The sequence below is a fragment of the Pseudidiomarina xizangensis genome, assembly GCF_052541995.1.
The window spans coordinates 88,945-111,467 of sequence record NZ_JBOBQA010000003.1 but is presented as its reverse complement, the minus strand read 5'-3'; the positions used below and the strand labels follow the sequence as shown (position 1 = coordinate 111,467).

At 49.9% G+C, this 22,523-nt stretch carries 17 protein-coding genes and 1 riboswitch; of the genes, 12 read left to right on the top strand and 5 right to left on the bottom strand.

Translation table 11 applies throughout. The annotated features are described in order from the left end of the window. Nucleotides 1-41: 41 nt before the first annotated feature. Together trxA and rho are read left to right on the top strand one after the other, a co-directional pair. On the top strand, nucleotides 42-368 hold the full coding sequence (gene trxA / locus ACQ5ES_RS08980) for a thioredoxin TrxA (RefSeq protein ID WP_445016010.1): 327 nt from the start codon (nucleotides 42-44) through the stop codon (nucleotides 366-368). A gap of 226 nt (nucleotides 369-594) precedes the next feature. Continuing rightward, nucleotides 595-1,860: a transcription termination factor Rho gene (gene rho, locus ACQ5ES_RS08975; RefSeq protein WP_445016008.1), complete on the top strand. Its 1,266-nt coding sequence runs from the start codon at nucleotides 595-597 to the stop codon at nucleotides 1,858-1,860. A gap of 113 nt (nucleotides 1,861-1,973) precedes the next feature. Here rho and ACQ5ES_RS08970 read toward each other — a convergent pair whose 3' ends face one another. Then, the gene (locus tag ACQ5ES_RS08970) at nucleotides 1,974-2,990 is read right to left on the bottom strand and encodes an endonuclease/exonuclease/phosphatase family protein (protein WP_445016006.1); all 1,017 of its coding nucleotides are present in this window, start codon (nucleotides 2,988-2,990) and stop codon (nucleotides 1,974-1,976) included. Nucleotides 2,991-3,110: 120 nt separating this feature from the next. Here ACQ5ES_RS08970 and ubiD point away from each other — a divergent pair, with 120 nt between their 5' ends. The 6 genes from ubiD to ACQ5ES_RS08940 all read left to right on the top strand — a co-directional run bounded on the left by ubiD (nucleotide 3,111) and on the right by ACQ5ES_RS08940 (nucleotide 10,391). Continuing rightward, entirely contained in the window at nucleotides 3,111-4,598 is a 1,488-nt protein-coding gene (ubiD, locus tag ACQ5ES_RS08965; protein WP_445016004.1) for a 4-hydroxy-3-polyprenylbenzoate decarboxylase, read from the top strand. Beyond that, the gene (gene fre, locus ACQ5ES_RS08960) at nucleotides 4,595-5,293 is read left to right on the top strand and encodes an NAD(P)H-flavin reductase (protein WP_445016002.1); all 699 of its coding nucleotides are present in this window, start codon (nucleotides 4,595-4,597) and stop codon (nucleotides 5,291-5,293) included. Before ubiD ends, fre begins: the two co-directional genes overlap by 4 nt. Nucleotides 5,294-5,314: 21 nt before the next feature. Further along, a riboswitch (TPP riboswitch) is annotated at nucleotides 5,315-5,430 on the top strand. A gap of 61 nt (nucleotides 5,431-5,491) precedes the next feature. After that, nucleotides 5,492-7,615 carry a TonB-dependent receptor gene (locus tag ACQ5ES_RS08955; RefSeq protein WP_445016000.1) on the top strand — a complete coding sequence of 708 codons (2,124 nt, stop codon included), beginning with the start codon at nucleotides 5,492-5,494 and terminating at the stop codon, nucleotides 7,613-7,615. A gap of 32 nt (nucleotides 7,616-7,647) precedes the next feature. Next, on the top strand, nucleotides 7,648-8,268 hold the full coding sequence (gene pnuC / locus ACQ5ES_RS08950; protein ID WP_445015998.1) for a nicotinamide riboside transporter PnuC: 621 nt from the start codon (nucleotides 7,648-7,650) through the stop codon (nucleotides 8,266-8,268). Next, complete coding sequence (locus ACQ5ES_RS08945) at nucleotides 8,250-9,032, top strand: phosphotransferase (RefSeq protein ID WP_445015996.1); 783 nt, start codon at nucleotides 8,250-8,252, stop codon at nucleotides 9,030-9,032. The genes pnuC and ACQ5ES_RS08945 overlap by 19 nt, the downstream gene beginning before the upstream one ends. A 9-nt stretch (nucleotides 9,033-9,041) precedes the next feature. After that, nucleotides 9,042-10,391 carry an MFS transporter gene (locus ACQ5ES_RS08940; protein WP_445015994.1) on the top strand — a complete coding sequence of 450 codons (1,350 nt, stop codon included), beginning with the start codon at nucleotides 9,042-9,044 and terminating at the stop codon, nucleotides 10,389-10,391. Between the two features lie 77 nt (nucleotides 10,392-10,468). Here the strand turns inward: ACQ5ES_RS08940 and ACQ5ES_RS08935 are convergent, their stop codons facing one another. From ACQ5ES_RS08935 to ACQ5ES_RS08920, 4 genes are all read right to left on the bottom strand, one after another. After that, on the bottom strand, nucleotides 10,469-10,666 hold the full coding sequence (locus tag ACQ5ES_RS08935; protein ID WP_445015992.1) for a DUF3185 family protein: 198 nt from the start codon (nucleotides 10,664-10,666) through the stop codon (nucleotides 10,469-10,471). Nucleotides 10,667-10,748: 82 nt separating this feature from the next. Continuing rightward, nucleotides 10,749-11,225, bottom strand: a complete 477-nt coding sequence (locus tag ACQ5ES_RS08930; RefSeq protein ID WP_445015990.1) for a Dps family protein — start codon at nucleotides 11,223-11,225, stop codon at nucleotides 10,749-10,751. Between the two features lie 107 nt (nucleotides 11,226-11,332). Continuing rightward, nucleotides 11,333-12,256 (bottom strand): oxygen-dependent tRNA uridine(34) hydroxylase TrhO, encoded by a 924-nt coding sequence (gene trhO, locus ACQ5ES_RS08925; RefSeq protein ID WP_445015988.1) that lies wholly within the window; start codon nucleotides 12,254-12,256, stop codon nucleotides 11,333-11,335. Nucleotides 12,257-12,329: 73 nt separating this feature from the next. Further along, nucleotides 12,330-12,863, bottom strand: coding sequence for a protein tyrosine phosphatase family protein (locus tag ACQ5ES_RS08920; protein ID WP_445015986.1), 534 nt, complete (start codon nucleotides 12,861-12,863; stop codon nucleotides 12,330-12,332). Nucleotides 12,864-12,971: 108 nt separating this feature from the next. On the opposite strand from ACQ5ES_RS08920, the gene recC reads away from it, so the two are divergent. The 4 genes from recC to arfB are packed head-to-tail and all read left to right on the top strand — an operon-like array spanning nucleotide 12,972 to nucleotide 22,483. After that, nucleotides 12,972-16,406 (top strand): exodeoxyribonuclease V subunit gamma, encoded by a 3,435-nt coding sequence (gene recC / locus ACQ5ES_RS08915; RefSeq protein ID WP_445015984.1) that lies wholly within the window; start codon nucleotides 12,972-12,974, stop codon nucleotides 16,404-16,406. Further along, the gene (recB, locus tag ACQ5ES_RS08910; protein ID WP_445015982.1) at nucleotides 16,399-20,133 is read left to right on the top strand and encodes an exodeoxyribonuclease V subunit beta; all 3,735 of its coding nucleotides are present in this window, start codon (nucleotides 16,399-16,401) and stop codon (nucleotides 20,131-20,133) included. The genes recC and recB overlap by 8 nt, the downstream gene beginning before the upstream one ends. Beyond that, nucleotides 20,124-22,067, top strand: a complete 1,944-nt coding sequence (gene recD / locus ACQ5ES_RS08905) for an exodeoxyribonuclease V subunit alpha (protein ID WP_445015980.1) — start codon at nucleotides 20,124-20,126, stop codon at nucleotides 22,065-22,067. Before recB ends, recD begins: the two co-directional genes overlap by 10 nt. Beyond that, the gene (arfB, locus tag ACQ5ES_RS08900; protein WP_445015978.1) at nucleotides 22,064-22,483 is read left to right on the top strand and encodes an alternative ribosome rescue aminoacyl-tRNA hydrolase ArfB; all 420 of its coding nucleotides are present in this window, start codon (nucleotides 22,064-22,066) and stop codon (nucleotides 22,481-22,483) included. Before recD ends, arfB begins: the two co-directional genes overlap by 4 nt. Nucleotides 22,484-22,523 lie beyond the last annotated feature (40 nt).

Below are 22,523 nucleotides of genomic sequence, written 5' to 3'. Positions count from 1 at the left end.
GTGTTTTATTATTTCACGCGAATTCAGCAGCGGAGATTACCATGAGTGATAAAATTGTTCAGCTAAGTGATGATTCTTTTGAGGCAGATGTTCTCAATTCTGATACGCCAGTACTAGTGGATTTTTGGGCAGAGTGGTGTGGCCCATGCAAAATGATTGCACCGATCCTTGACGATATTGCAAACGAGTACGGCGACCGCATCACTATCGGTAAACTGAACGTTGACCACAATAGCCAAACCCCGCCGAAGTACGGTATTCGCGGTATTCCAACGCTATTGCTGTTCAAAAACGGTGAAGTTGCCGGAACCAAAGTTGGGGCGTTGTCAAAAGCTCAGCTGGCAGAATTTATTGAACAAAACCTGTAAAGGTGCGTTCGAAAATGTTGTCAAGCTTTGCGGTTTGACAACTTTTTCGGCCTGTTAGGTCTAAATATCCAGCAAAAAACTGGACGTCTTGGCGTTTAGGTGTTACTTTTCAACCAATATTTCTTCAGGTTGCCAGCCTTACGGCAGTCAGATAGCAAACCCCTAAAGCTATAAAACATAAACTAACCCGTTGTTTTCCTATGGACACTAAAGTCATATCCCTCTTATGAATCTTACAGAATTAAAAAACAAACCCGTAAACGAGCTGGTGCAGCTCGCAGAATCCATGGGCCTCGAGGCCATGGCTCGTACCCGCAAACAAGACATCATTTTTGCCATTTTGAAAGCGCACGCGAAAAGTGGCGAAGACATTTATGGTGACGGGGTGTTGGAAATCTTGCAGGATGGCTTCGGCTTTTTGCGTTCAGGAGATTCATCGTACCTTGCCGGTCCTGATGATATTTATGTTTCGCCAAGTCAAATCCGCCGTTTCAACTTACGAACTGGTGATACGGTGGCGGGGAAAATACGCCCACCGAAAGAAGGTGAACGTTATTTTGCCCTTCTTAAGATTCGTGAAGTTAACTTCGACAAGCCTGAAAACTCCCGCAATAAAATCCTTTTTGAAAACCTGACACCTCTGCACGCTGAAGAACGTTTGCGGATGGAGCGTGGTAATGGTTCGACGGAAGATATTACTGCTCGGGTATTAGACCTGGCCTCGCCAATCGGTAAAGGTCAACGTGGGTTGATTGTGGCTCCGCCAAAAGCGGGTAAGACGTTATTGCTGCAGAACATTGCGCAGTCCATTGCCGCTAACCATCCTGATTGTGTATTGATGGTGCTGCTGATCGATGAACGTCCAGAGGAAGTTACTGAGATGCATCGTCTGGTGAAGGGTGAAGTTATTGCTTCAACCTTTGATGAGCCAGCAAACCGTCACGTGCAGGTCGCCGAGATGGTGATCGAGAAAGCCAAACGTTTGGTCGAACACAAGAAAGATGTGGTCATTTTACTTGATTCAATCACCCGTCTGGCACGTGCTTACAACACTGTTATTCCAAGTTCGGGCAAGGTGTTGACCGGTGGTGTTGATGCCAACGCGTTACACAAGCCAAAGCGTTTCTTTGGCGCTGCACGTAATGTCGAAGAGGGTGGTAGTTTAACTATCATTGCGACGGCGTTGATCGATACCGGTTCGAAGATGGACGAGGTGATTTACGAAGAGTTCAAGGGCACAGGTAATATGGAAATGCACCTGAATCGTAAAATCGCTGAGAAGCGTGTTTTTCCTGCAATTGATTTCAATCGTTCGGGTACGCGTCGCGAAGAGTTGTTAACCTCGCCGGAAGAACTTCAAAAAATGTGGATCCTGCGCAAAATCGTGCACCCGATGGGTGAAACGGAAGCGATGGAGTTCCTCATCGACAAGCTGCAAATGACCAAAACCAACGACGAATTCTTCGAGGCCATGAAGCGCCAGAAGTCGTAGGCTTGGTTTTGTACTGAGCTTCGGGGGCTAGTGACAGGGACGCCATTACCCCTTCTCTGGCGGCTTGGGCGCCGCATCCCTGCGGCGCGCACCCTGTCACCTGCGATTTCTGTTTAAGCCGAATTATTTTTTTCGCGTTTTAATGCCAATTCAGCCAATAACGGAAAATGATCGGAACCAAACTTGGACAGACGCCGCATTTTCACCAGCATGAAATGTTCACTGTGGAACAGATGATCCAGCGGCCAGCGCAGCACCGGCAGCTTCGCGTGGAAGGTGTTGAAAAAGCCTCGTCCCATGCGCGGATCAAATAGACCGCTGGTGCGAAGAAACTCGCGGGTGGTGGGTGACCAGGCGACGTCGTTCAGATCGCCGGTGACAATGACCGGTCCGGTTTGCTTGGCCGCGCTTTCAGCGACACGGAGTAATTCACGGTCGCGGGCTTTAGATTTATTATTTTCGGTCGGGCTCGGTGGTGCTGGGTGCACGCAATGCAGATGCACGACCTGACCATCAGGCATTTGCACATCAGCATGAACCGAAGGGACGTTTTCTTGAATAAGGTTTTCTACGCTAATATTCTCTAATGGCCAAACAGAATAGACCATCATGCCGTACAGATTGTTCTGCGGTACGCGAACCACATGCGGCAGGTCATCTTCGATGTCGGTAAGTTGCTGCTCCCACCAATCGTCGGTTTCCACGGCAACGATAATATCGGGCCGTTCGCGATTGATCATGCGTACCAGTTCGACGGCGTTGCGGTTATGCTCGAACACATTAACGGTGAGAATGCGTAGATGTTCTTCGACGCGTTTTTCATCGCGCTTGCGTGAATAACGCTGAACGGTGCGTTGTGCCAATGGGGTGTAAGGAAAGATCCACCAGAGTTGCCAAGCGCAACAGAGGAGCTGAACTGTCACCAGCAGCCAGGTCGTGGGTGCGTCTGGCGATAGCCACCAGGCGCTGGCAGCAAGTAGTGCTAACCCTGTAGTGGTCAGCTGTAGTCGGGGAAAATCCCAGAGTCGAATCAGCCAGTGGGTGCTATTAGCTAGTGGTAACAACGAAAGCAATGCAAGTAACGCTGTGAAGCCGCCAATGGTGCTAAAAGCGAGTGAGGGATCCGACATGAGTAACGTACATCCTTAAACGGGTAGTGTCGGCTTAGCCTAGCGCAATTTGAAAGCGCTGAAAACAGTAATAAAAACCAGTATAATGGCGACATTATTTGCGGTGTGGGACAACCATCAGTGAAGTATCAGGATTTACGCGGCTTTATGGCCTTGCTGGAAGCGCGTGGAGAATTAAAACGAATAGAGCTTGAAGTCGATCCTTACCTGGAGATGACCGAAATTGCGGATCGCACGTTAAAAGCAGGCGGTCCGGCGTTATTGTTTGAAAACGTCAAAGGACACAGCATTCCGGTTTTGGCGAATTTGTTTGGTACACCGGAACGGGTGGCGCTGGGCATGGGGCAAGAGTCTGTTGCTGCGCTGCGCGACGTCGGCAAGCTGTTAGCTTTCCTGAAAGAACCAGAGCCACCCAAGGGCTTTCGCGATGCGCTAAACCTTTTACCTGTCTATAAAAAAGTACTTAGCATGTCGCCGAAACAGCTGAAAAAAGCGCCTTGCCAAGAGGTGGTGCACAGTGGTGATGAGGTAGATTTGCAGCAGCTGCCGATCCAGCATTGTTGGCCCGGTGATGTGGCGCCGTTGATCACTTGGGGCCTGACGATAACCAAAGGTCCGCACAAAGAACGCCAAAATTTAGGTATTTATCGGCAGCAGTTGTTAGCTAAAAATAAAGTTATTATGCGTTGGTTGTCGCATCGTGGCGGGGCATTGGATTTTCAGGAATGGCAACGTCAGCATCCTGGCGAGCGTTTCCCGGTGGCGGTGGCTTTAGGTGCTGATCCGGCAACAATTCTGGGGGCGGTGACACCAGTGCCAGACAGTTTGTCGGAATACGCTTTTGCCGGTTTATTGCGAGACGGAAAAACCGAAGTCACAAAATGTGTGAGTAATGATTTGCAGGTTCCGGCGCATGCGGAAATCATTCTCGAAGGTTATATTGAGCCGGGTGAGATGGCACCGGAAGGGCCTTACGGTGATCACACCGGTTACTATAATGAAGTTGATGAGTTTCCGGTATTTACCGTAACGCACATTACTCATCGCCGGGATCCAATCTACCACTCAACCTATACCGGGCGTCCGCCGGACGAGCCGGCAGTGCTTGGTGTCGCTCTCAATGAAGTTTTTGTACCCTTATTGCAAAAGCAGTTTCCGGAAATTGTCGACTTCTATTTGCCGCCGGAGGGCTGCTCGTACCGGGTGGCTGTGGTGACCATGAAAAAGCAGTATGCCGGTCATGCAAAGCGCGTAATGATGGGCGTATGGTCTTTTTTGCGACAATTTATGTATACCAAGTTTGTTATTGTCTGCGACGATGATGTAAACGCACGCGATTGGCAAGATGTGATCTGGGCCATGACCACGCGTATGGATCCTGCTCGTGATACGGTGCTCGTTGAGAACACACCGATTGATTATCTGGATTTTGCCTCACCGGTATCAGGACTTGGCTCAAAAATGGGCATGGATGCAACCAACAAGTGGCCAGGCGAGACGAGTCGGGAATGGGGTGTACCCATTGTTATGGACAAAGCAGTGCAGCAACGGGTGGATGAGATTTGGGACGAACTCGGAATTTTGCAACAGGATGAGCAGGCGCAATGAAACAAATGCTAGGTAAAGTTACAACGTTAGAGAATTTGTCGCAGCATGTTTATCGGGTGGTTCTCACGTTACCTGAGGCCATCATGTTCGCTGCCGGGCAATATTTGCAGGTTGTGATGGGCGAGCGCGACAAACGACCGTTTTCGATCGCGTCATGCCCGTCAAAAACCAATACTGTCGAACTTCACATAGGCGCGACAGCAGATAATCCTTATGCCATGGAAGTGATTGCCAAAATTCGTGAACAAGGTGAAGTCGTCATAGAGGTGCCACTTGGTGAGGCCAATTACCGCGCAGCGAGTGATCGCCCGATCATTTTAATCGCTGGTGGTACTGGTTTTTCTTATACCTGGTCGATTCTGCAGGCGCATCTGCGTAAAGCAACGAAACGACCGGTCACCCTCTACTGGGGTGGTCGTGCGGCAAGCGATCTTTATTATGATAGCAAGTTACGCGCGCTGAGCGACCAGCATTCCAACTTTCATTACCGACCAGTGGTTGAACAAGCCGAGGGCAATTGGCATGGGGCTATCGGCCTGGTTCATCACGCGGTTATGGCGGAACAAAGCGATTTAAGCGAAGCTGATGTTTACGTAGCGGGGCGATTTGAGATGGTACGCGTGATTCGTGATGAGTTTCATGCGCAAGGTTTGCCGCTCGAACAACTTTATGGTGATGCGCTAGCCTTCATTTAAGCGCGCTGTTATACTTCGCAACGCAATACCAAGGGGTGCCCCTGTACGCGATTGTACAGTTGGGCTGAGATGCACAGAGCAAACCCTTTGCACCTGATCCGGTTAATACTGGCGTAGGGATGGTAGCTAAAACTCTTAGTCCATTTGAAATCCCACCCGACCGGATTGTTTCTGACTCAGAAGTTGAGGAAATAATCCATGTTTCGAAAATCTTATTTAATGGCCGCTTTATTGGCCTCCGGCGCGGTCGCGTCCGCGAGTACCCACGCTCAAACCGAAGCGGACACCCAAAACACCGCTGAACGCATTACCATCCAAGGTGAATTCCGTCGTATGACGGTACAAGAAGCACCCACCAGCGTAACTGCATTAGTGGCTGAGCGGCTTGGCCAGCGTAACGCGCTGCACTTAGAAACGGCGCTTAATGCGCTTGCTAACGTAAACTTTTCCGGGGGCAGCTCGCGCGCCCGATTTATTCAAATCCGTGGCGTAGGTGAACGCAGTCAGTTTGTCGACCCGATTCAGCCTTCGGTTGGGCTATTGGTCGATGGCATCAATTACAGCGGCCTGGCGCAAGCTGCACAGCTGTTCGATATTAGCCAGGTTGAAGTTTATCGGGGGCCGCAAAGCGGTCGATTCGGTGCCGATGGCTTAGCCGGAATGTTGGTATTGGAAAGTACCCAACCGAGTCGTGAGACCAACGGGTTTCTGCAATTAGGTGTGGCCAACTATGATGCGCTGCAAGGCGGCTTTGCCGTTGGTGGCGCGCTGGGAGATCTCGGCCGCGCGCGTCTGAGCGTGTTTCAGCAACGCGCCGATGGCTTCATTGAGAATACCTACCTTGGCCGCGACGACACCAACAAACGCTCAGAGCGCACGGTCCGGCTGAATCTCATCACTGATATTGCTTCGCGCTGGCAATTGCGTACGACGTTGCACAGTTTAACTCAAGATAATGGCTATGATGCTTTTTCGTTAGATAATAATCGACAAACGTTGTCAGATGAGCCAGGCGACGATAATTTAAAATCCGTTGCAGCTCGGCTTGCATTAAGTTATGCCGGTAGCATTGCAGACGTTGAATTATCCTATAGCCACCTGAGTGCAGATAGCCTTTACAGTTACGATGAAGATTGGACTTACGTCGGCATTGCGCCGGGTTGGGAGTACAGTTCGTTTGATGCTTACCACCGTGAACGTAGCGACGATACTCTCGAAGTACGCTGGGTCGGCAATCAGCCAATGAATTTACCCGGTGGCAATGCCGACTGGGTTGCCGGACTTTACCATTATCAGCGCGATGAAGAGATGGTCCGCGATTTCTTTAATTGGGATCTGTATCAACAAGATCAGTTCTTAAGTACCTATGAAAGTCGTCATATTGCGGCCTACGGCGAGTTAGCACAGAATTTCGGGCAGCATTGGCGCATCACTACAGGGGCACGCATCGAGCGCTATCAGAATCCTTATATGGATAGTAATGGGGTAGCAGCTGAGCCGGAAGACACCATGTGGGGTGGCCGATTGAGCTTGAGTTATCTGCCAGAAGTCGATCATCTATGGTATGCGACGCTGGCGCGTGGCTATAAAGCGGGTGGGGTGAATGGCGAGGCTTTAGGTAAAGTGCAAGATACCGAGTTGACCGAACTGCGTGATTTTTTGCTGGCGCGTGCGACCTTTGCGCCAGAATTCCTAACCAGCTTCGAAGTCGGCCACAAGCGTGTCAGTGCAGATGGCAAGTTAAGCCTGCAAGTGGCGCTGTTTGCCCACCAGCGTGATGATGTGCAGCTCAAGGGTTGGGTAAATCGCGAGCAAAGTTTTGTCGGATTTTTGCAAAATGCTGCGCAAGGCAATGCCTATGGTGCCGAGCTCGAATTGACGTACCAGCCTACCCAACAGCTGGAAGTTTTTACCTCGGTGGGGCTACTAGAGACGGAAATTGAAGGCTTCATTACCGAAGATGGCATCAATATGAGTGGTCGCGATCAGGCGCATGCGCCTAACTATCAATTCAACGCTGGGCTGCGTTATGCGTGGAGTAGCCAACTTAGCGGCGTAATTGAGATCGACGGTAAAGATGGCTTTTACTATTCGGACTCTCACATGAGTCGTTCAGAAGCAATGCGACTGCTACATGCGAGTTTGCAATGGCAGGCGCAAGCTTGGCAACTAACCCTATGGGCACGAAATTTGACCGATGAAACACATGGCATCCGGGGTTTCTATTTTGGAAACGATCCGCGTCTTGAATATGTTCCGCAGACCTATGAGCAGTTCGGCGAACCGCGGCGGGTTGGTCTAACCCTAAAATACGCATTCTAGTTTAAGCGAGCACAACTAAGGGGTGTCCGGTTATGGCAAATTTCGCTGAACTTTGGCAACAAGTCCTTGCGACTTCATGGTTGGAGTGGCTGGCTGTTGTGCTCGCTATCGCCTATTTGATTTTAGCCGCACACCAATCGTTGTGGTGTTGGCTGGCGGCAGGGATGAGTTGCGTGATCTACACGCAACTCATGTTTAGCGCACAGCTTTATATGGAGTCTATCCTGCAGGTTAGTTATGTTGCTTTGGCTATCTACGGCTGGTGGCAGTGGCGCTATGGTAAGGGTCAGAGTGACGCTACCGAAGTGCGTGACTTTTCCTGGCAATGGCATCTGCAGTGGCTGTTAGGGTTGGCAATTGTCGCCTCAGGTATCGCCTGGCTGTTACAAACCTATACCAATGCTGACGCGGTTTGGTTAGATACCTTCACTACTGTTTTTTCGCTATTTGCAACGTGGTTGCTGACTCGCAAACAGTTTTCGAATTGGTGGTATTGGTTAGTCATCGACGCTGTCTATGTTTACCTTTACAGTAGTAAAGGCTTCGTCATTACTGGTACGCTCTACTTGGTTTATCTTATACTGGTGGTCTACGCAATGCGGCAATGGCAATCAACGCAGGTGGTCAGCGAACAATGCGACAACAGTGGTTAGAAAACTTACCTATTCGCGGTGTCATAAAAACCGAGCCGCTATTGCGCGGCGTGGCGAATAACGTTTATAAAATCACCACCACGCAAGAAAGTTATATTCTAAAGCAATTTCGTTTCGACCATCCTTACGGTCTTGATCGCGATCAAGAGGTGCGGGTGCAACAGCAGCTTGCTCAGCATCAGTTAGCGCCGGAAGTTATTCATTACGACGTAACCCAAGGCTTGGTCTTACAAAGCTTCCTCAAAGATCCAGATTTGGGCCACGCTAAACTTTCTATGGCTGATAAGTTGCGTGAACTTGCTGATGTATCTGCGCGTATTCACCGCTTATCGATCGATGTTTCGGTTTGGTCCTTGCGTGAGCGTTTGCGCCGTTATTGCAGTCAGCTTGCAGAGTTTGATAGTGAGCGGGCATCACATTATCGCAAGCGATTGGATTCCTTTCGCAAATTACTCGACAGTTTTGCTGCACATCCGGTGTTTTGTCACAATGACCTTGGCATGCACCATATTTTTATTTCACCAACCCCGCGCGTGATTGACTGGGAATATGCAGGTTTGGGCGAGCGCTACTTCGACTTAGCCAACACCATGGCGGTGAACCAACTCGAGCTGCCGCAACGTAATGCTTTTATCAATGCTTATGAAGCCGCCGCGGGATTCACAGTGCAACGCGATACTTTGGAGAGCTGGGGCGAAGTGGTTGCTGTGGTCAATCAGCTTTGGTACGAATTGCATCATCACTTACAACGTATTACGTACTAGGGAGTTGGCATGAGCCATGGCACTGCAGATCGGGATTTAACGGAACGTTTGTATGGGTATCTGGCAGAAGACGAAGACGCCAGAGTCTGTAAAGATATTCCCGATGCCGCCTGTAATGACCAACCCAAAGCTTTTGTCGCACATTTAGTTGCGTTAAGTATGACTAAGTTGGGTGATTCGCTGATTAGTGCACGCTTGGTGCTGCCTTGGATTCTTGCTTCGCTCGGTGCCTCTTCAGTGTTTATCAGTGCATTGGTTCCCTTACGCGAATCGTTAGCCTTATTACCGCAGCTGATAATTGCCCAACAACTGCGCGAATCTCCGGTCCGCAAATGGTTTTGGGTGGTCGGTAGTGTTGGTCAAGCGCTGGCGCTAATCGGGATGCTAGTGAGTGTGCTGGCCCTGCGGGGAAACCCATTGGGGTGGGCGATTGTGATCTTGTTGGCGCTGTTTAGCATTGCCCGTGGTGTGTGCTCGGTGTCAATTAAAGATGTGCAAGGCAAGACCATTTCAAAAACGCGGCGCGGACGGTTATCGGGAATTGCCGCATCGGTAGCTGGCCTGTTGTCTGTGTTAACCGCCCTCGCCGTTCTATTTGCGCCAACTGTGCTTAGCGGCAGCATAGAGCAAGGGAATATACTTATCTTTGCGGCGTTGCTGGGCGTAGCTGCGCTGTTGTGGTTGGTTGCGGCACTAACCTACGCGCAGGTACCAGAAGTTCCTGGTGCCACTGAGGGCGGTGGCAACGCTATGATCGAAGCGTTGCAGTCAATGCGCTTGCTATGGCAGGACAAAACCTTTGGTAGCTTCGTTCTGACCCGCGCGTTACTCGTTTCTTCTGCGTTTGCCATCCCTTATATTGTGGTTATGATTCAACGTAGCGGCGAAGGAAGCTTGACCAGCTTGGGTGGACTGATGCTGGCAAGTGGGATTGCTGGCATGGTCGCGGGTAGGTTTTGGGGTAAATGGTCCGATTCCGCCAGCCACCATGTAATGGCGGCTGCGGCATTTATCGCCGTGAGTGTTATGGCGGCGGCGTTGGTACTTTACACTGTTGCAATCGATTGGTTAGCGCAGCAATGGCTGGCTGGACTATTAATCTTCGTGGCGGCGGTTGCCCATCATGGAGCGAGGGTTGGGCGCAAAACCTATCTGGTCGATATGGCGACCCAGGAAAATCGCGCGCAACTCACAGCGGTGTCCAACACGGTCATCGGTGGTGTGTTACTGCTTGGTATTTTACTCGGCGCATTAGATAGTTATGCAGGGGTAGAAGCTGTGATGCTGACACTCATGGTACTTGGCGTCATCGCCGGGGTAAGAGCGTTAACGCTACCCAATGTGCAGCTTGACGAGTGATACACGAACAATACAAATAAAAAAGCCAACATCTGTCAGATGTTGGCTTAAGATTCTCACGTTCGATCAGTTGCGTATTACTTGCCGCGAACAACTCCATAAAGACCGACAACAACGGCAACTGCACCACCGATCAAGTACCACATTGCACTTTCTGTGGTCTCGCCCGTGACTGCTTGCGTAACTTCCGATGCTGGCGAGTTGTATGCTTCATAGCCGAAATAAAGCAAGATAATACCAACCACAAGTAAAATAATTCCGATGACTTTATTCATGAAACCTTCCTTTAGTTGTTGTTTGTGTTCAGATACTGCTGTTTTCAGCATAGCAAAGAACCAACGAAAAGAACCGATGAAATTAAGAGCCGAGGTATGAAGTGAGCATCCACGCTGTTTTTTCTTGCTCTTTAATGTAGTCGCTCATCAATGCAGAGGTACCCTCGTCATTGGCATCGCCGGCAAGTTCGAGCAGCTCGCGCTGCAACCGGATAGTGGTTCGATAGCTGTCTAAAATCTCACGTACGCAGGCTTTGCCATCATGAATGTCTTTAGCTTCTTGAATTTCGCTGCTCTTGATATAAGTAGAGTAGGCATGCAACGGACGTTGTCCCAGCGTCAAAATACGCTCGGCAATTTCGTCTATCTTCATTAATAAATCGTTGTAGGTTTCTTCGAATTTTGCATGTAATTCAAAGAACTCCTGACCTTTGATGTTCCAGTGAAAGCCACGGACATTCATGTAAAACACTTGGTAGTTGGATAACAGTTGATTGAGTTTTTCAGCCAACTGTTCCGCATGATGTTGTTCGAGACCAATAACGCTTAATTGTTGCATCTGTAAACTCCTGGTTATCCGTTAAAAATTGTTGTTACTACAATTAGATGTAAGGGTCAGTATAGACCCTTTCAAGGGCAAGAGAGAATAGACTCAACCGATTAGGACTATCGGTTTTCTTCAGCTTTTCCGTCACGAATGTGAGCTTCACCGCGTTGTTTTGCGAGTTGGACCTGCTTTTCCCGTTCCGCAAAGCGTTGCTTCTGCTCGGTTGTGGTCTGGTCATGGCAGTGAGGGCAGCTGACACCTTTTTGATAGTACTCAGATTGCTTTTCTTGCTCGGTGATGGGCATACGGCAGGCATAGCACTGATCGTAATCGCCTGGTTTCAAGCCGTGACGAACGGTGACACGTTGATCAAAAACGAAGCAATCGCCATTCCAGCTGGTATCTTCTTCAGGCACCTCTTCCAGGTACTTTAGAATTCCGCCTTTCAGATGGTAAACATCGTTAAAGCCGAGAGATTTTAAATACGCTGTTGATTTCTCACAACGAATACCACCGGTACAAAACATCGCGACTTTTTTATGCTGCTCTGGATTGAGGTGATCTTTGACGTATGCCGGGAAGTCACGGAAACTTTCGGTTTTCGGGTTAATCGCCCCTTCGAAGGTACCGACGGCGTATTCGTAATCGTTACGGGTGTCGATAAGTAGCACTTCGGGGTCACGGATCAAGTCATTCCAATCCTGTGGGTCGACATAGGTGCCGACCACATTTTTGGGGTCAACCCAGTCGATGCCCATCGTCACGATTTCTTTCTTGAGTTTTACTTTGGTGCGGTAAAACGCCTGGGTATCGCTAGGCGACTCTTTGTGTTCGATATCGGCAAATTCGTCACGTGAACGGATAAAGGCCAGAACATTATCGATAGCCTGTCGCGTACCGCAAATGGTTCCGTTGATTCCTTCACGAGCGAGCAGCAAGGTGCCTTTCACGCCATTTTCGACCATGCAGTCGTAAAGGGGCTCGCGAAAAGCTTCGAAATCGTTAATTTCCACAAACTTATAGAGTGCGGCGCAAATATACATGATGACATCCTTCTTTTGGCGGTTCGGATCGCAAATCCGAGGTCAAAAATTGCGCGCGCAGTTTACCACAGAATTACTCGCTGAGCAGCTCTTCCACACGCTTACGCAAACTGGTCATGCCGTATTGTTCACCGATAGCCAGCGCTGCTTCTTGGTCGGCGCCCTGAAACCAAGCGGCGCGCAATGCCATCATGGCACCAACACGATTACTACTGGCACAATGCATGAAGATATTTTTATCTTCATTCAGCCAAAGTGTTTGATGAAACAACTTCACGTTTTCTTGGGTCAGGCCATCAGCCCCAGCAATCGGGATGTGGTAATAGGCTAGCTGATTTTCAGTGGTCCATTGCGCTTCATGAATATCCGTCATTTCCGGATGGCTACGCAAGTTGATAACCATATCAACCCCGGCATCGGCAAGTAATCCGATCTCATGTTTTTTCGGCTGTCCTCCAGCTGCATGATTAGGTGCGGGCTGAGAGAAATTATAAATCGATGTAACGGCGTCGCTCGCTACTATCTTTTGGTGATTATCGGATTGAGTGGTACAGCCCACAATAGTGAATAGCAGTAACGAGACGAGAATGAGTTGAAAATTTTTCATTAGTGTTTCCTTTTCAGTGGCCCGCGCGACACAAAATGTCGCACTGAGTTGCTAGCCTAGCTGTGCATGATTGGGTAGGATGATCCTCATGCATGGAGAGGATAGCAAATGAGTGAACAAAGCGCAGGACTAATCGTCGCCCACAGCCATAAGTTAGAGGATCTGACGGAGTTGGTTGTCCGGCTCACAAGGATTGCTCCTCTCAACCCATTAGAGAGTGAATGCGTGTTGGTCCAGTCCAATGGCATAGCCCAGTGGTTGAAGTTACATCTCGCAGACGCCACCGGCATAGCTGCGATGTTGGATGTGACTCTGCCCGCACGTTTTCAATGGCAGGCCTACCGCGCTGTGTTAGGCGATAACCTGCCGCGGCACTCACCCTTCGATAAAGATCGCTTAACCTGGCGGCTGATGCGTGTATTGCCAGCCTATTTAACGCAAGCTGAATTCGCTGCATTACAGAACTACATGCGCGATGACATTGAACAACGTAAGTTGTATCAGTTGTGCGAACGCCTTGCGGATTTGTTTGACCAATATCAAATGTATCGTGCCGACTGGCTCGCGGACTGGGCTGGTGGTGGTGACATGAAAGCTGATGCCGAGAATGCATGGCAACCCATACTGTGGCGCGCGCTGCTTGCTGATGTTGGCAATGAAGGTTGGAACAATCGAGCCGAATTACATCGTCGTTTTATCGCCACTGCGAGCAAGCTTCCACCAAACCAGCGCCCGGCAGCGTTGCCACCTCGCATTATCGTGTTTGGCATCTCCAGCTTACCGCAACAAATGATTGAAGTTTTACATGCAGTTTCGTCCTGCTGTCAGGTGATTTTGTGTGTGCATAATCCGTGTAAACACTTCTGGATGGATAGCATCGATGGTCGCGATTTATTTAAAGAAATTAAACGTAAGCGGCAGCAGCGGAAGCCGGGGCAAGCTGAGCTCGACATCAACAACCTACACAGCGAAACCCATCCGCTATTAGCGTCGTGGGGTAAGCAGGGCGGCGATTACATTAGCATGCTTGACCAATTTGATGCCACGGCTGAAAAAGCAGCGGAATTTAAAACCGTTAGCTTTGACTTGTTTGATGAGGATTTACCCGATAACCCGAAACGACTGAGTCAATTGCAATCGGATATTTTGAACTTACGTAGTACCAGCGAGGCACAGGCTCACTGGTCTGAGCTCGAGCAGGATGATTCGTTGCAACTTATCAGCTGCCACAGCCCCCAGCGTGAGGTCGAAGTGCTCCACGATCAGCTGTTGCACCTGTTTGCTACCGAGAAAGATTTAAAGCCTAGCGATATTATCGTTATGGTGCCTGATGTCGACGGCTACGCGCCGCATATTAGCGCTGTTTTTGGGCGTCATCAGCGTGGCGATGAACGCTATATTCCGTTCACTATCGCCGACCAGGGAATGCGTCACCGCCACCCAATTTTGGTCGCCCTGGAATATGTACTGACGCTAAATCTGCAGCGCGCGACTGCTAGCGAAGTGCTGGATTTACTGCAAGTGGAAGCACTACAGCAACGTTTTGAGTTAAGTGCCCAAGACGTCGCCCAATTACAAACGTGGCTGCATGAAGCCGGGGTGCGCTGGGCTCTACATGAGCAGCATCGTCAGCAATTAGGTTTGCCTGCTGCCGCGGGCCGCAACTCATGGTGGTTCGGTTTACGTCGCATGCTGCTGGGTTACGCTGTGGGTAGTCAAGAAGGCAACGATTCGGCGTGGCAAGGTGACGAACCTTACCCTGAAGTGGGTGGGCTGGCAGCAAATGCTGCTGGCGCACTGCAGCAAGTGGTACAAACACTTAATGACGCTTTTGCAATGACCACCCAGGCGGTCAGTCCAAGGGTTTGGAGTGAGCAATTACTGACCTTAATGGATCGGCTATTTCTGGCAACAGATGATAGCGATGAGTTACTGCTTAATCGGCTACGCAAACAATTGGAAGCTTGGGTCACCGCTGCTACTGCCGCTGATTTCAGTGAACCAGTGCCCTTGACTGTGGTGGTTGAGAGTTGGTTATCGCGAGTCGATGAACATCAGTTGAATCAGCGTTTTCTTGCTGGCAGTGTTAACTTTGCTACCTTGATGCCGATGCGGGCGATACCCTTCAAAGGCGTGTTCTTGTTGGGGATGAATGATGCTGAGTATCCACGGCAGCGAAAACCATTCGATTTTGATTTAATGGCCAATGATTCGCGGCCAGGTGATCGCTCGCGGCGTGAGGATGATCGTTATTTATTTCTCGAGGCGCTGCTTTCTGCGCGGCGCTGGCTTTATGTCAGTTGGTGCGGACGCAGTATTAAAGATAATACCGAAAAGCCGCCCTCAGTGCTGGTTAGTCAGCTGCGTGATCATTTGCATCAGCTAGGTGTCGAGATACCCTTGCAGCAGCATTATTTGCAACCTTTCAATCCAGCTTATTTTACACAATCAGAAAGTGGTAGAGGCTGGTTTACCTATGCGCGTGAATGGCACAGTCTACATAGCGAGACCTATGCAGCTCAAACCCCAGTATCAGCTTTAGCTGGTTGGGTGCCGGAAGGGCCTGTGAACGTGCGGCAGTTGTATCATTTCTATTTAGAGCCCGCGCGTTGGCTGATGAATTTACGCTTCCAGTGCTATTTGCCAGAGGCGCGTGTGGAAAACCATGATGAAGAATTATTTACCCTGGATGGACTGACCCGCTGGCAACTTATCGATGCTTTAAATACCCCTCTTCTTGCGGCTGCTGGTTCAGCTGCCTCCGATGCAGATTGGCAGCAATGGTTGCATGGTTACGGCGCGCGTTTACAACGTGAAGGTCGACTCAGTGACGGCGCTGGTGGTGAGCTGCAAAAACAAGAGCTGCAGCAAACCGGGTTACTTTTATGGCAAGCAGTACGCGAAGAATGCACAGGGTTTCCGCAAGCCTTGCCGGTGGAGAGTCTGCAGTTTGGCGCGCGGTTGCGTGTGCATGATACGTTTTCGGGGCTACGTAAAAACGCTTCCGGGCAACGTGTCCGCTTGAAGTTATCGGCATCGCGATTAGTGGATAAGTCGGGTCGGCCGCGTTATGTCAAGCTTGCCGAAACCTGGCTTGAACACTTGCTGCTCAATACTCATGCAGCAACGCTGACGCAATTCATCAGTGTGGAAAAAACACTCAGTTTTAGCGCTCTTGCTCCAGGTTTGGCACAGCAACAATTACAGTTACTACTTGAGTGCGCTGAGCGCGGTCTCCAAGAACCCTTGCCAGTGCATTTAGAATTGGTGTTGGCTGGGTGGCAGAAAGCTTTGATGAAAGGCAGTAGAAAATTTATTGAAAATGGTGATTTTGAATTCTTGAACGAAGCCGCTGAGAAGCTTTACGAAGAGGACGATCAGCATCGAAGTACCACAGCTTTGCGGTTGCGAGCGCGGTATATGAGTCGGTTTTATCCAGATTTCGCTGCTTTAACAGCAGTCGACGAGCAAGCGACCGCGTTAGCTAAATTGCTCTATGCTCCGTTACTCGAGTGTTTAGCTGGAGACCAAGTTGATGAATAACACTACCGCCCAGCAACTGGTACCACTACGTTTTCCGTTGCGCAACAGTCATCTGATTGAAGCGAGTGCGGGAACCGGTAAGACCTATACCATTGCCGCGCTTTATTTACGCTTAGTACTTGGTCACGATGCTGAGGACCCCGGTCAACAGCACGCCGGTGAACGAATGAAATCGCCGCGCGACATTTTAGTGGTGACCTTCACCGATGCCGCTACAGAAGAGTTGCGTGACCGCATCCGGGCGCGCTTAACCGAAGCCGCCGCATTTTTCCGTAACGAACTCGAGCAAGCCGACAGTTTTCTGCATGATTTGCGCAATGAATATTCAACAGAGACCTGGCCATTGCAAGCACGGGTGCTTGACTTGGCGGCTCAGCAAATGGACGAAGCTGCGGTATCGACGATTCATGGTTGGTGTAATCGTATGCTCAGCGAACATGCTTTTGCTAGCGGCAGCTTATTCACGCAAACACTGAACGCTGATAACAGTGCATTACGGCAGCAAGCCGCAGAGGATTATTGGCGCCACTTCATTGCGCAAATAAAAACCACTGACTTAGCCAGCTATCAGGTCATGACTAGTACTTTCACCAGTCCTGATGCAGTTGTTTCACGCTGCCGCGAACTGGTGCAAAGCTATGAAGTAAATGCAGCCACGGCTGAACCGATCGGTGATTTGAGTGATCAATTAAGCATAGTGCAGCGGTACTTGGCGGCAAAACAGGAATTTCGTGAAAACGTTCATCAGCTTGCACAGTGGCAGCAAAAGTTAGCGCAGTTCCGCGAGACTTTTGTTGCCAAGGTTGGTGATAAAAAACAAGTCGATGGACGTAAACTCACGCGTAAAAATTTAGATAACTGGTTGGCTAAAGTTGATGAATGGCTGGCGGCGCTTGAAGTTTCACCGTCAACGGTCGAGTTACTGCCTGAGTTAACACCGCCTGCATGGAAGCGGCTGACTGTTGAAGGCCTGCAAGAGGCCGCAAAATTTGAACTTTGTGCTGAAGAGGTGGCCTTTCCGCGTATGCTTGAAGACGCATTGCAGCAGCATAATGCACTTCCTGATCCCGCTGCAGAATTACTTCGGCATGCGGCGGCATGGAGCCAGGCACGATTCCGCGAATTACAACAGCAACGCGCTGAAATTGGCTTTGATGACATGTTGACCCGGTTGCGAGACGCATTGCGGGGTGATACTGGTCAGCAGTTGGCAACCAAACTGCGTGAGCAATTTCCAATTGCGATGATCGACGAATTTCAGGATACCGATCCGGTGCAGTATGAGATTTTCAATCGTATCTATTCTATTGCTGATACTGGCGATGACTATGGTATCTTTTTAATCGGTGACCCGAAGCAGGCCATCTATTCGTTTCGCAATGCTGATATTTTTACTTACCTCTCGGCCCGTCGTGCCACTCAAAATCGCCATCACACCTTGGGCGTCAACTTTCGTTCTACGCAAGCTATGGTGGACGCCAGCAATCAACTCTTTGCACAGGCTGAGGAAGCTGAACGTGGCGCGTTCTTGTTTAAGCAGCACGGCCAAAACCCCTTACCTTTTCATCGCGTAGCCGCGCATGGCTTACACACAGAATTTGTCTGTGACGATCAGGTACAGACAGCGTTGGAATTCGATGTGTTAGCTGGCATGGATAGCAAGAGTAACAACCCAGAATTGGATCATGGATTAGCCAATGGCTTTGCGGAAAAAATTGTTGCGCTATTAAATAATCCGACGGCAGGTTTTCGTCACCGTGAAAGTGGCGATTTCGTGCGTTTAAAACCTAAAGATATAGCGATTTTGGTGGCCAATGGTTTCCAGGCTGGGCTGATTCGCCAGGCTCTGCGTCGCCGTTCCCTTGGCAGTGTTTACCTGTCGGAACGTGATTCAGTTTTCGCGGGACGCTTAGCCATGGATGTTTATACCTTACTCGATGCCTGTGCGCACCCGCGCGACCCCAGTCGCTTAAGAGGTGTGCTGGGGTGTGAGTTGTTAGGACTCGGATTAACGGAAATTTCAGTCATTACTGACCAGGAACTGCGCTGGGATAACTTTGCCGAGCAATTCGCTGATTACCATGTCGCTTGGCAGCAGCAAGGCGTGTTAGCGATGTTGCAACAGTTGTTGCACGACTTTGACGTGCCAGCGCGGTTGTTAGCAAAGACGAATGGTGAGCGAGAGCTTACCGATGTGCTGCATCTTGCTGAACTGTTGCAACAACAAGCTCAGTTGGTGGAAGGTCATCATGGCTTGTTGCGTTTTATGGTGGAGCACATAGAACAGGCGCAAGAGGATAATAACCGTGCCAATAGCACAGAGCTTCAAGTGCGGTTGGAAAGTGATGCCGAATTGATTCAGGTGATCACCATACATAAGTCAAAAGGTCTGCAATACCCGCTGGTGTTCCTGCCATTTATCTCCCGTGGTCGGAACGACAAAGTCAGCTTCCCTCAGCGTTACCATGATGCTGACGGTAAGCTTTGCATGGCTTTAGATAATCAAAATGCTGAGATCGTCGAACGCATCAAAGACGAGAATTTTGCAGAAGAGTTACGCAAGCTTTATGTTGCGGTAACCCGCGCGCAATACGCTACTTTCATTGGTATTGCGGACTATAAAACGCGGTCGAACAGTGCCGTCAATTATCTATTTAAACACAGCACGCGAGTCCAGGATGGTGAGCCTTCGAACATAAACAAAAGGGCTGACCCAGAACTACATGAGTTTGAGTTGCCCAAGGTAAGTAAGAATGTAGATTTAGCTAATGTCCTAACCCGAACGGACTATGTTTCACAGGTTGCGGAGCCACCGCACTACCATGTTTGCCAGATGCCCGAGGGGCACAGGTTCGAGGCGTGGTGGGTGGCGAGTTACAGCGCCTTGCGCTACGGCGAGTGGATTGCTAGTGACGATGCCGACGGTGGCAATTTGCTCGAGGCATTGCACGAAGATCAAGCTGAAGTGGTGGAGCAACCTGAAGCAGCAACCATTCATAGTTTCCCCCGCGGTGCGACTCCCGGGACGTTCTTACATGGCTTGCTGGAAGACGCTGGTAACGATGGGTTTGCGACAGTGGCAGCTGAACTGGATAAATTGGACGCCTGGATTGCTCAGCGCACGATTAGTGCTCCGTGGAACGAGCACCAGCGCACCTTACAGCAGTGGTTATTCGACTATCTTCACACCTCATTTGAGCTGGCGAACACTGAGTCATGTCGGTTGGTGGATCTAACCGATTACCAAGCCGAGCCTGAGTTTTGGTTCCCTGCCCACCATGTCGACGCCGAGCAGCTCGACCAATTAGTGAGGAATCACGTGTTACCTGAACACGGACGCCCACGCGTGTTGGCAACGACCTTAAATGGCATGTTGAAAGGCTTTATTGATTTGGTGTTCGAGTGGCAGGGAAAATATTACGTGGCGGATTACAAATCGAACTACTTAGGTGCTAATGATGGTGCTTATTTACCGGAAAAAATGCGTGATAAGATTCTTGAAAGCCGTTATGACATGCAGTTTGTGATTTATACCTTGGCACTGCACAAATTGCTAAAAAGTAGGTTAGGTAATTACCATTATGACACCCACGTTGGGGGCGCCGTTTACTTGTTTTTACGGGGCCATAAAGCTGCTTCTGGTGGTGCATTTTTTCACCGCCCATCGCGTCAGCTAATTGAGCAGCTGGAGCAGCTTTTCGACCAAGCGGAGGCCGCATGCAATTAATGTCGAGTTTGCGTACTTGGTATGAACACGGTTGGTTGCGTGCCATCGACTTGAGTCTCGCCGAATATCTTTACCATAAATTAGATCAGGATGCTGAACATATTGCTGTTCTGGCAGCGTTGGTCAGTCACCAACTCGGACATGGACATCCGTGCCTTGATCTTGCAAAGTTGCGAGCTGATGTCTCTGGAACATTGCAGCTGCCTCCCGAGCATACATCGTACGACAGTATTCGCGCCTGTGTTTCGGCACAGCAGGTTGTCGACCAACTCGGCGCTGATATCTGGGCTAGGCTGGCCAACTCTGAGGCTGTTACGCAAGCGAATTCACCGCTGGTGTTACAAAACCAACAGCGCTTGTATTTAAGGCGTTATTGGAATTATGAGCAGCAAATTACCCGCGATTTACAGGACCGAATGGCTCGACTCTATCCCATTGCCAGCGGCAACTTGCGAGATACACTAGACGATTTGTTTGGCCAGGAGGGAGTCATAAGTTGGCAACGGTTGGCGTGCGCCATGGCCGTGCGCAGTGGTTTTACTATCATTACTGGCGGCCCAGGTACCGGTAAAACATATACCGTGGTGAGGTTGCTGGCGACGCTGCAAAAACACCGCATTAATTCTGAACCGTTGCGGATTAGATTAGCGGCTCCGACTGGCAAAGCCGCGAAGCGGATGGAAGATTCCATCAGTGTCGAACTCAAGATGCTGCCAGCTGCTTACACCGAGGTTTTAACTGATAACCAGGCGGTAACCTTGCATCGTTTACTAGGTACCCGGGCGCGTAGTCGAGCCTTTCGGCATAATGCCAGGAATCCTTTGCTGGCGGATGTGGTCATTATTGATGAAGCATCGATGGTGGATATCGAAATGATGGCTGCGATCACTTCTGCGTTAGCCCCTGATGCTCGACTGATACTGCTTGGCGATAAAGATCAGTTGGCATCGGTCGAAGCCGGTGCGGTATTAGGGCAACTCTGTGATCAGGCAGAAAAGGGCCACTATTCACCTGATGTCGCACAATGGCTAGACGCAACGCAGAGTTTACCCGAACAGGAAACACCGCCATTAAGGCTGCCCGTGCACTTACTAAATCAGGCTGGCAAGGGTCAGTGGCCGTATTTACAGCACACGGTGATGCTACGTAAGAGTCGACGGTTCAAGGCGGAAGAAGGTATTGGCAAGCTGGCAACTGAAATCAATCAACAACAGACCGCATGGTTGAGTGAATGGCTACACCACTCACAGGAACTAGCGAGCACAGATGAAAAACTGGCAAATATTCAGTTTTTACAGGTTGCGAAAAGCTCTGCTGAGCCGTTAAAACAGCTAGTGTTAAACGGCTATCAAGGGTTGCAAAACTTACTACAAGCAGGGCCGTCGGCATTTACCGATATTGCGGTATGGGGTGATGCCTTGCTGCTCCAGCTCGAGCAATTTCAGTTGCTGACCGCCTTGCGTCAGGGAGATTGGGGCATGCAGCGACTTAACGAGTTGGCGACCTTGTGGTTGCACGGTGACCGGGTAAAGAGTGAGCAATGGTTTGTCGGACGACCGGTAATGATTACCCACAACGATTACAGTCTGGATTTGCGCAATGGAGATATTGGAATTGTGGTGCAACCTAATCCAGAAGAGCCCCCGCGAGTGCTGTTCCGTGGTCATAAGCAGGGTTCCTTGCGGTGGTTGCTACCATCGCGCCTTACTCATGTCGAGACGGCTTATGCAATGACCATTCATAAATCCCAAGGCTCTGAATTTACTCATACCGTGGTGGTCGTACCTGACCACGATGCGCCGCTGTTAACCAAAGAGTTGCTCTATACAGGTATTACCAGGGCTCGTCAGCAGTTAACACTTGTTGGTGCGAATCCAAAACTTGTCATACAAGCGACCCAGCGTCGAATTGAGCGAGGTGGAGGATTAACATGAACAGCATCCAAATATCACAGCGCGTCGCGGTGCCGGAGCATGAAATCGAATGGCAGTTTATCCGCTCAAGCGGTGCGGGCGGCCAGAATGTGAATAAGGTGGCTACTGCCGCACAGCTTATTTTTGATATTCATGCATCGTCGTTGCCAGATTTCTATAAGCATCGCCTGCTAGCAAAAAGCGACCACCGCATAACCGCCAGCGGTAAAATCATCATAAAATGCCAGACGACTCGGAGTCAGGGACAAAATCGCGAACTGGCTTTGCAACAGTTTATTGAGCTGGTTGCCAGTGCTGGCAAAGTACAAAAACGACGAATAGCAACTAAACCAAGCCGTGCAAGTAAAAAACGGCGCATCGAGAAAAAGAAGAAGCGCGGCGATACCAAAAACTTGCGACAAAAGCCATTGGTCTAATCCAACTTGCGACTAAGCCAGGTAGTCGCCATACTCAAAG

Bases quoted from the DNA above. Each gene is read 5' to 3' on its own strand.
- arfB (WP_445015978.1), top strand. From the start codon at position 22,064: ATGAACAGCATCCAAATATCACAGCGCGTCGCGGTGCCGGAGCATGAA.
- ACQ5ES_RS08930 (WP_445015990.1), bottom strand. From the start codon at position 11,225: ATGCAACAATTAAGCGTTATTGGTCTCGAACAACATCATGCGGAACAG.
- recB (WP_445015982.1), top strand. From the start codon at position 16,399: ATGAATAACACTACCGCCCAGCAACTGGTACCACTACGTTTTCCGTTG.
- ACQ5ES_RS08920 (WP_445015986.1), bottom strand. From the start codon at position 12,863: ATGAAAAATTTTCAACTCATTCTCGTCTCGTTACTGCTATTCACTATT.
- ACQ5ES_RS08955 (WP_445016000.1), top strand. From the start codon at position 5,492: ATGTTTCGAAAATCTTATTTAATGGCCGCTTTATTGGCCTCCGGCGCG.
- ACQ5ES_RS08945 (WP_445015996.1), top strand. From the start codon at position 8,250: ATGCGACAACAGTGGTTAGAAAACTTACCTATTCGCGGTGTCATAAAA.
- pnuC (WP_445015998.1), top strand. From the start codon at position 7,648: ATGGCAAATTTCGCTGAACTTTGGCAACAAGTCCTTGCGACTTCATGG.
- ACQ5ES_RS08970 (WP_445016006.1), bottom strand. From the start codon at position 2,990: ATGTCGGATCCCTCACTCGCTTTTAGCACCATTGGCGGCTTCACAGCG.
- fre (WP_445016002.1), top strand. From the start codon at position 4,595: ATGAAACAAATGCTAGGTAAAGTTACAACGTTAGAGAATTTGTCGCAG.
- ACQ5ES_RS08940 (WP_445015994.1), top strand. From the start codon at position 9,042: ATGAGCCATGGCACTGCAGATCGGGATTTAACGGAACGTTTGTATGGG.
- trhO (WP_445015988.1), bottom strand. From the start codon at position 12,256: ATGTATATTTGCGCCGCACTCTATAAGTTTGTGGAAATTAACGATTTC.
- recC (WP_445015984.1), top strand. From the start codon at position 12,972: ATGAGTGAACAAAGCGCAGGACTAATCGTCGCCCACAGCCATAAGTTA.
- recD (WP_445015980.1), top strand. From the start codon at position 20,124: ATGCAATTAATGTCGAGTTTGCGTACTTGGTATGAACACGGTTGGTTG.
- rho (WP_445016008.1), top strand. From the start codon at position 595: ATGAATCTTACAGAATTAAAAAACAAACCCGTAAACGAGCTGGTGCAG.
- trxA (WP_445016010.1), top strand. From the start codon at position 42: ATGAGTGATAAAATTGTTCAGCTAAGTGATGATTCTTTTGAGGCAGAT.
- ACQ5ES_RS08935 (WP_445015992.1), bottom strand. From the start codon at position 10,666: ATGAATAAAGTCATCGGAATTATTTTACTTGTGGTTGGTATTATCTTG.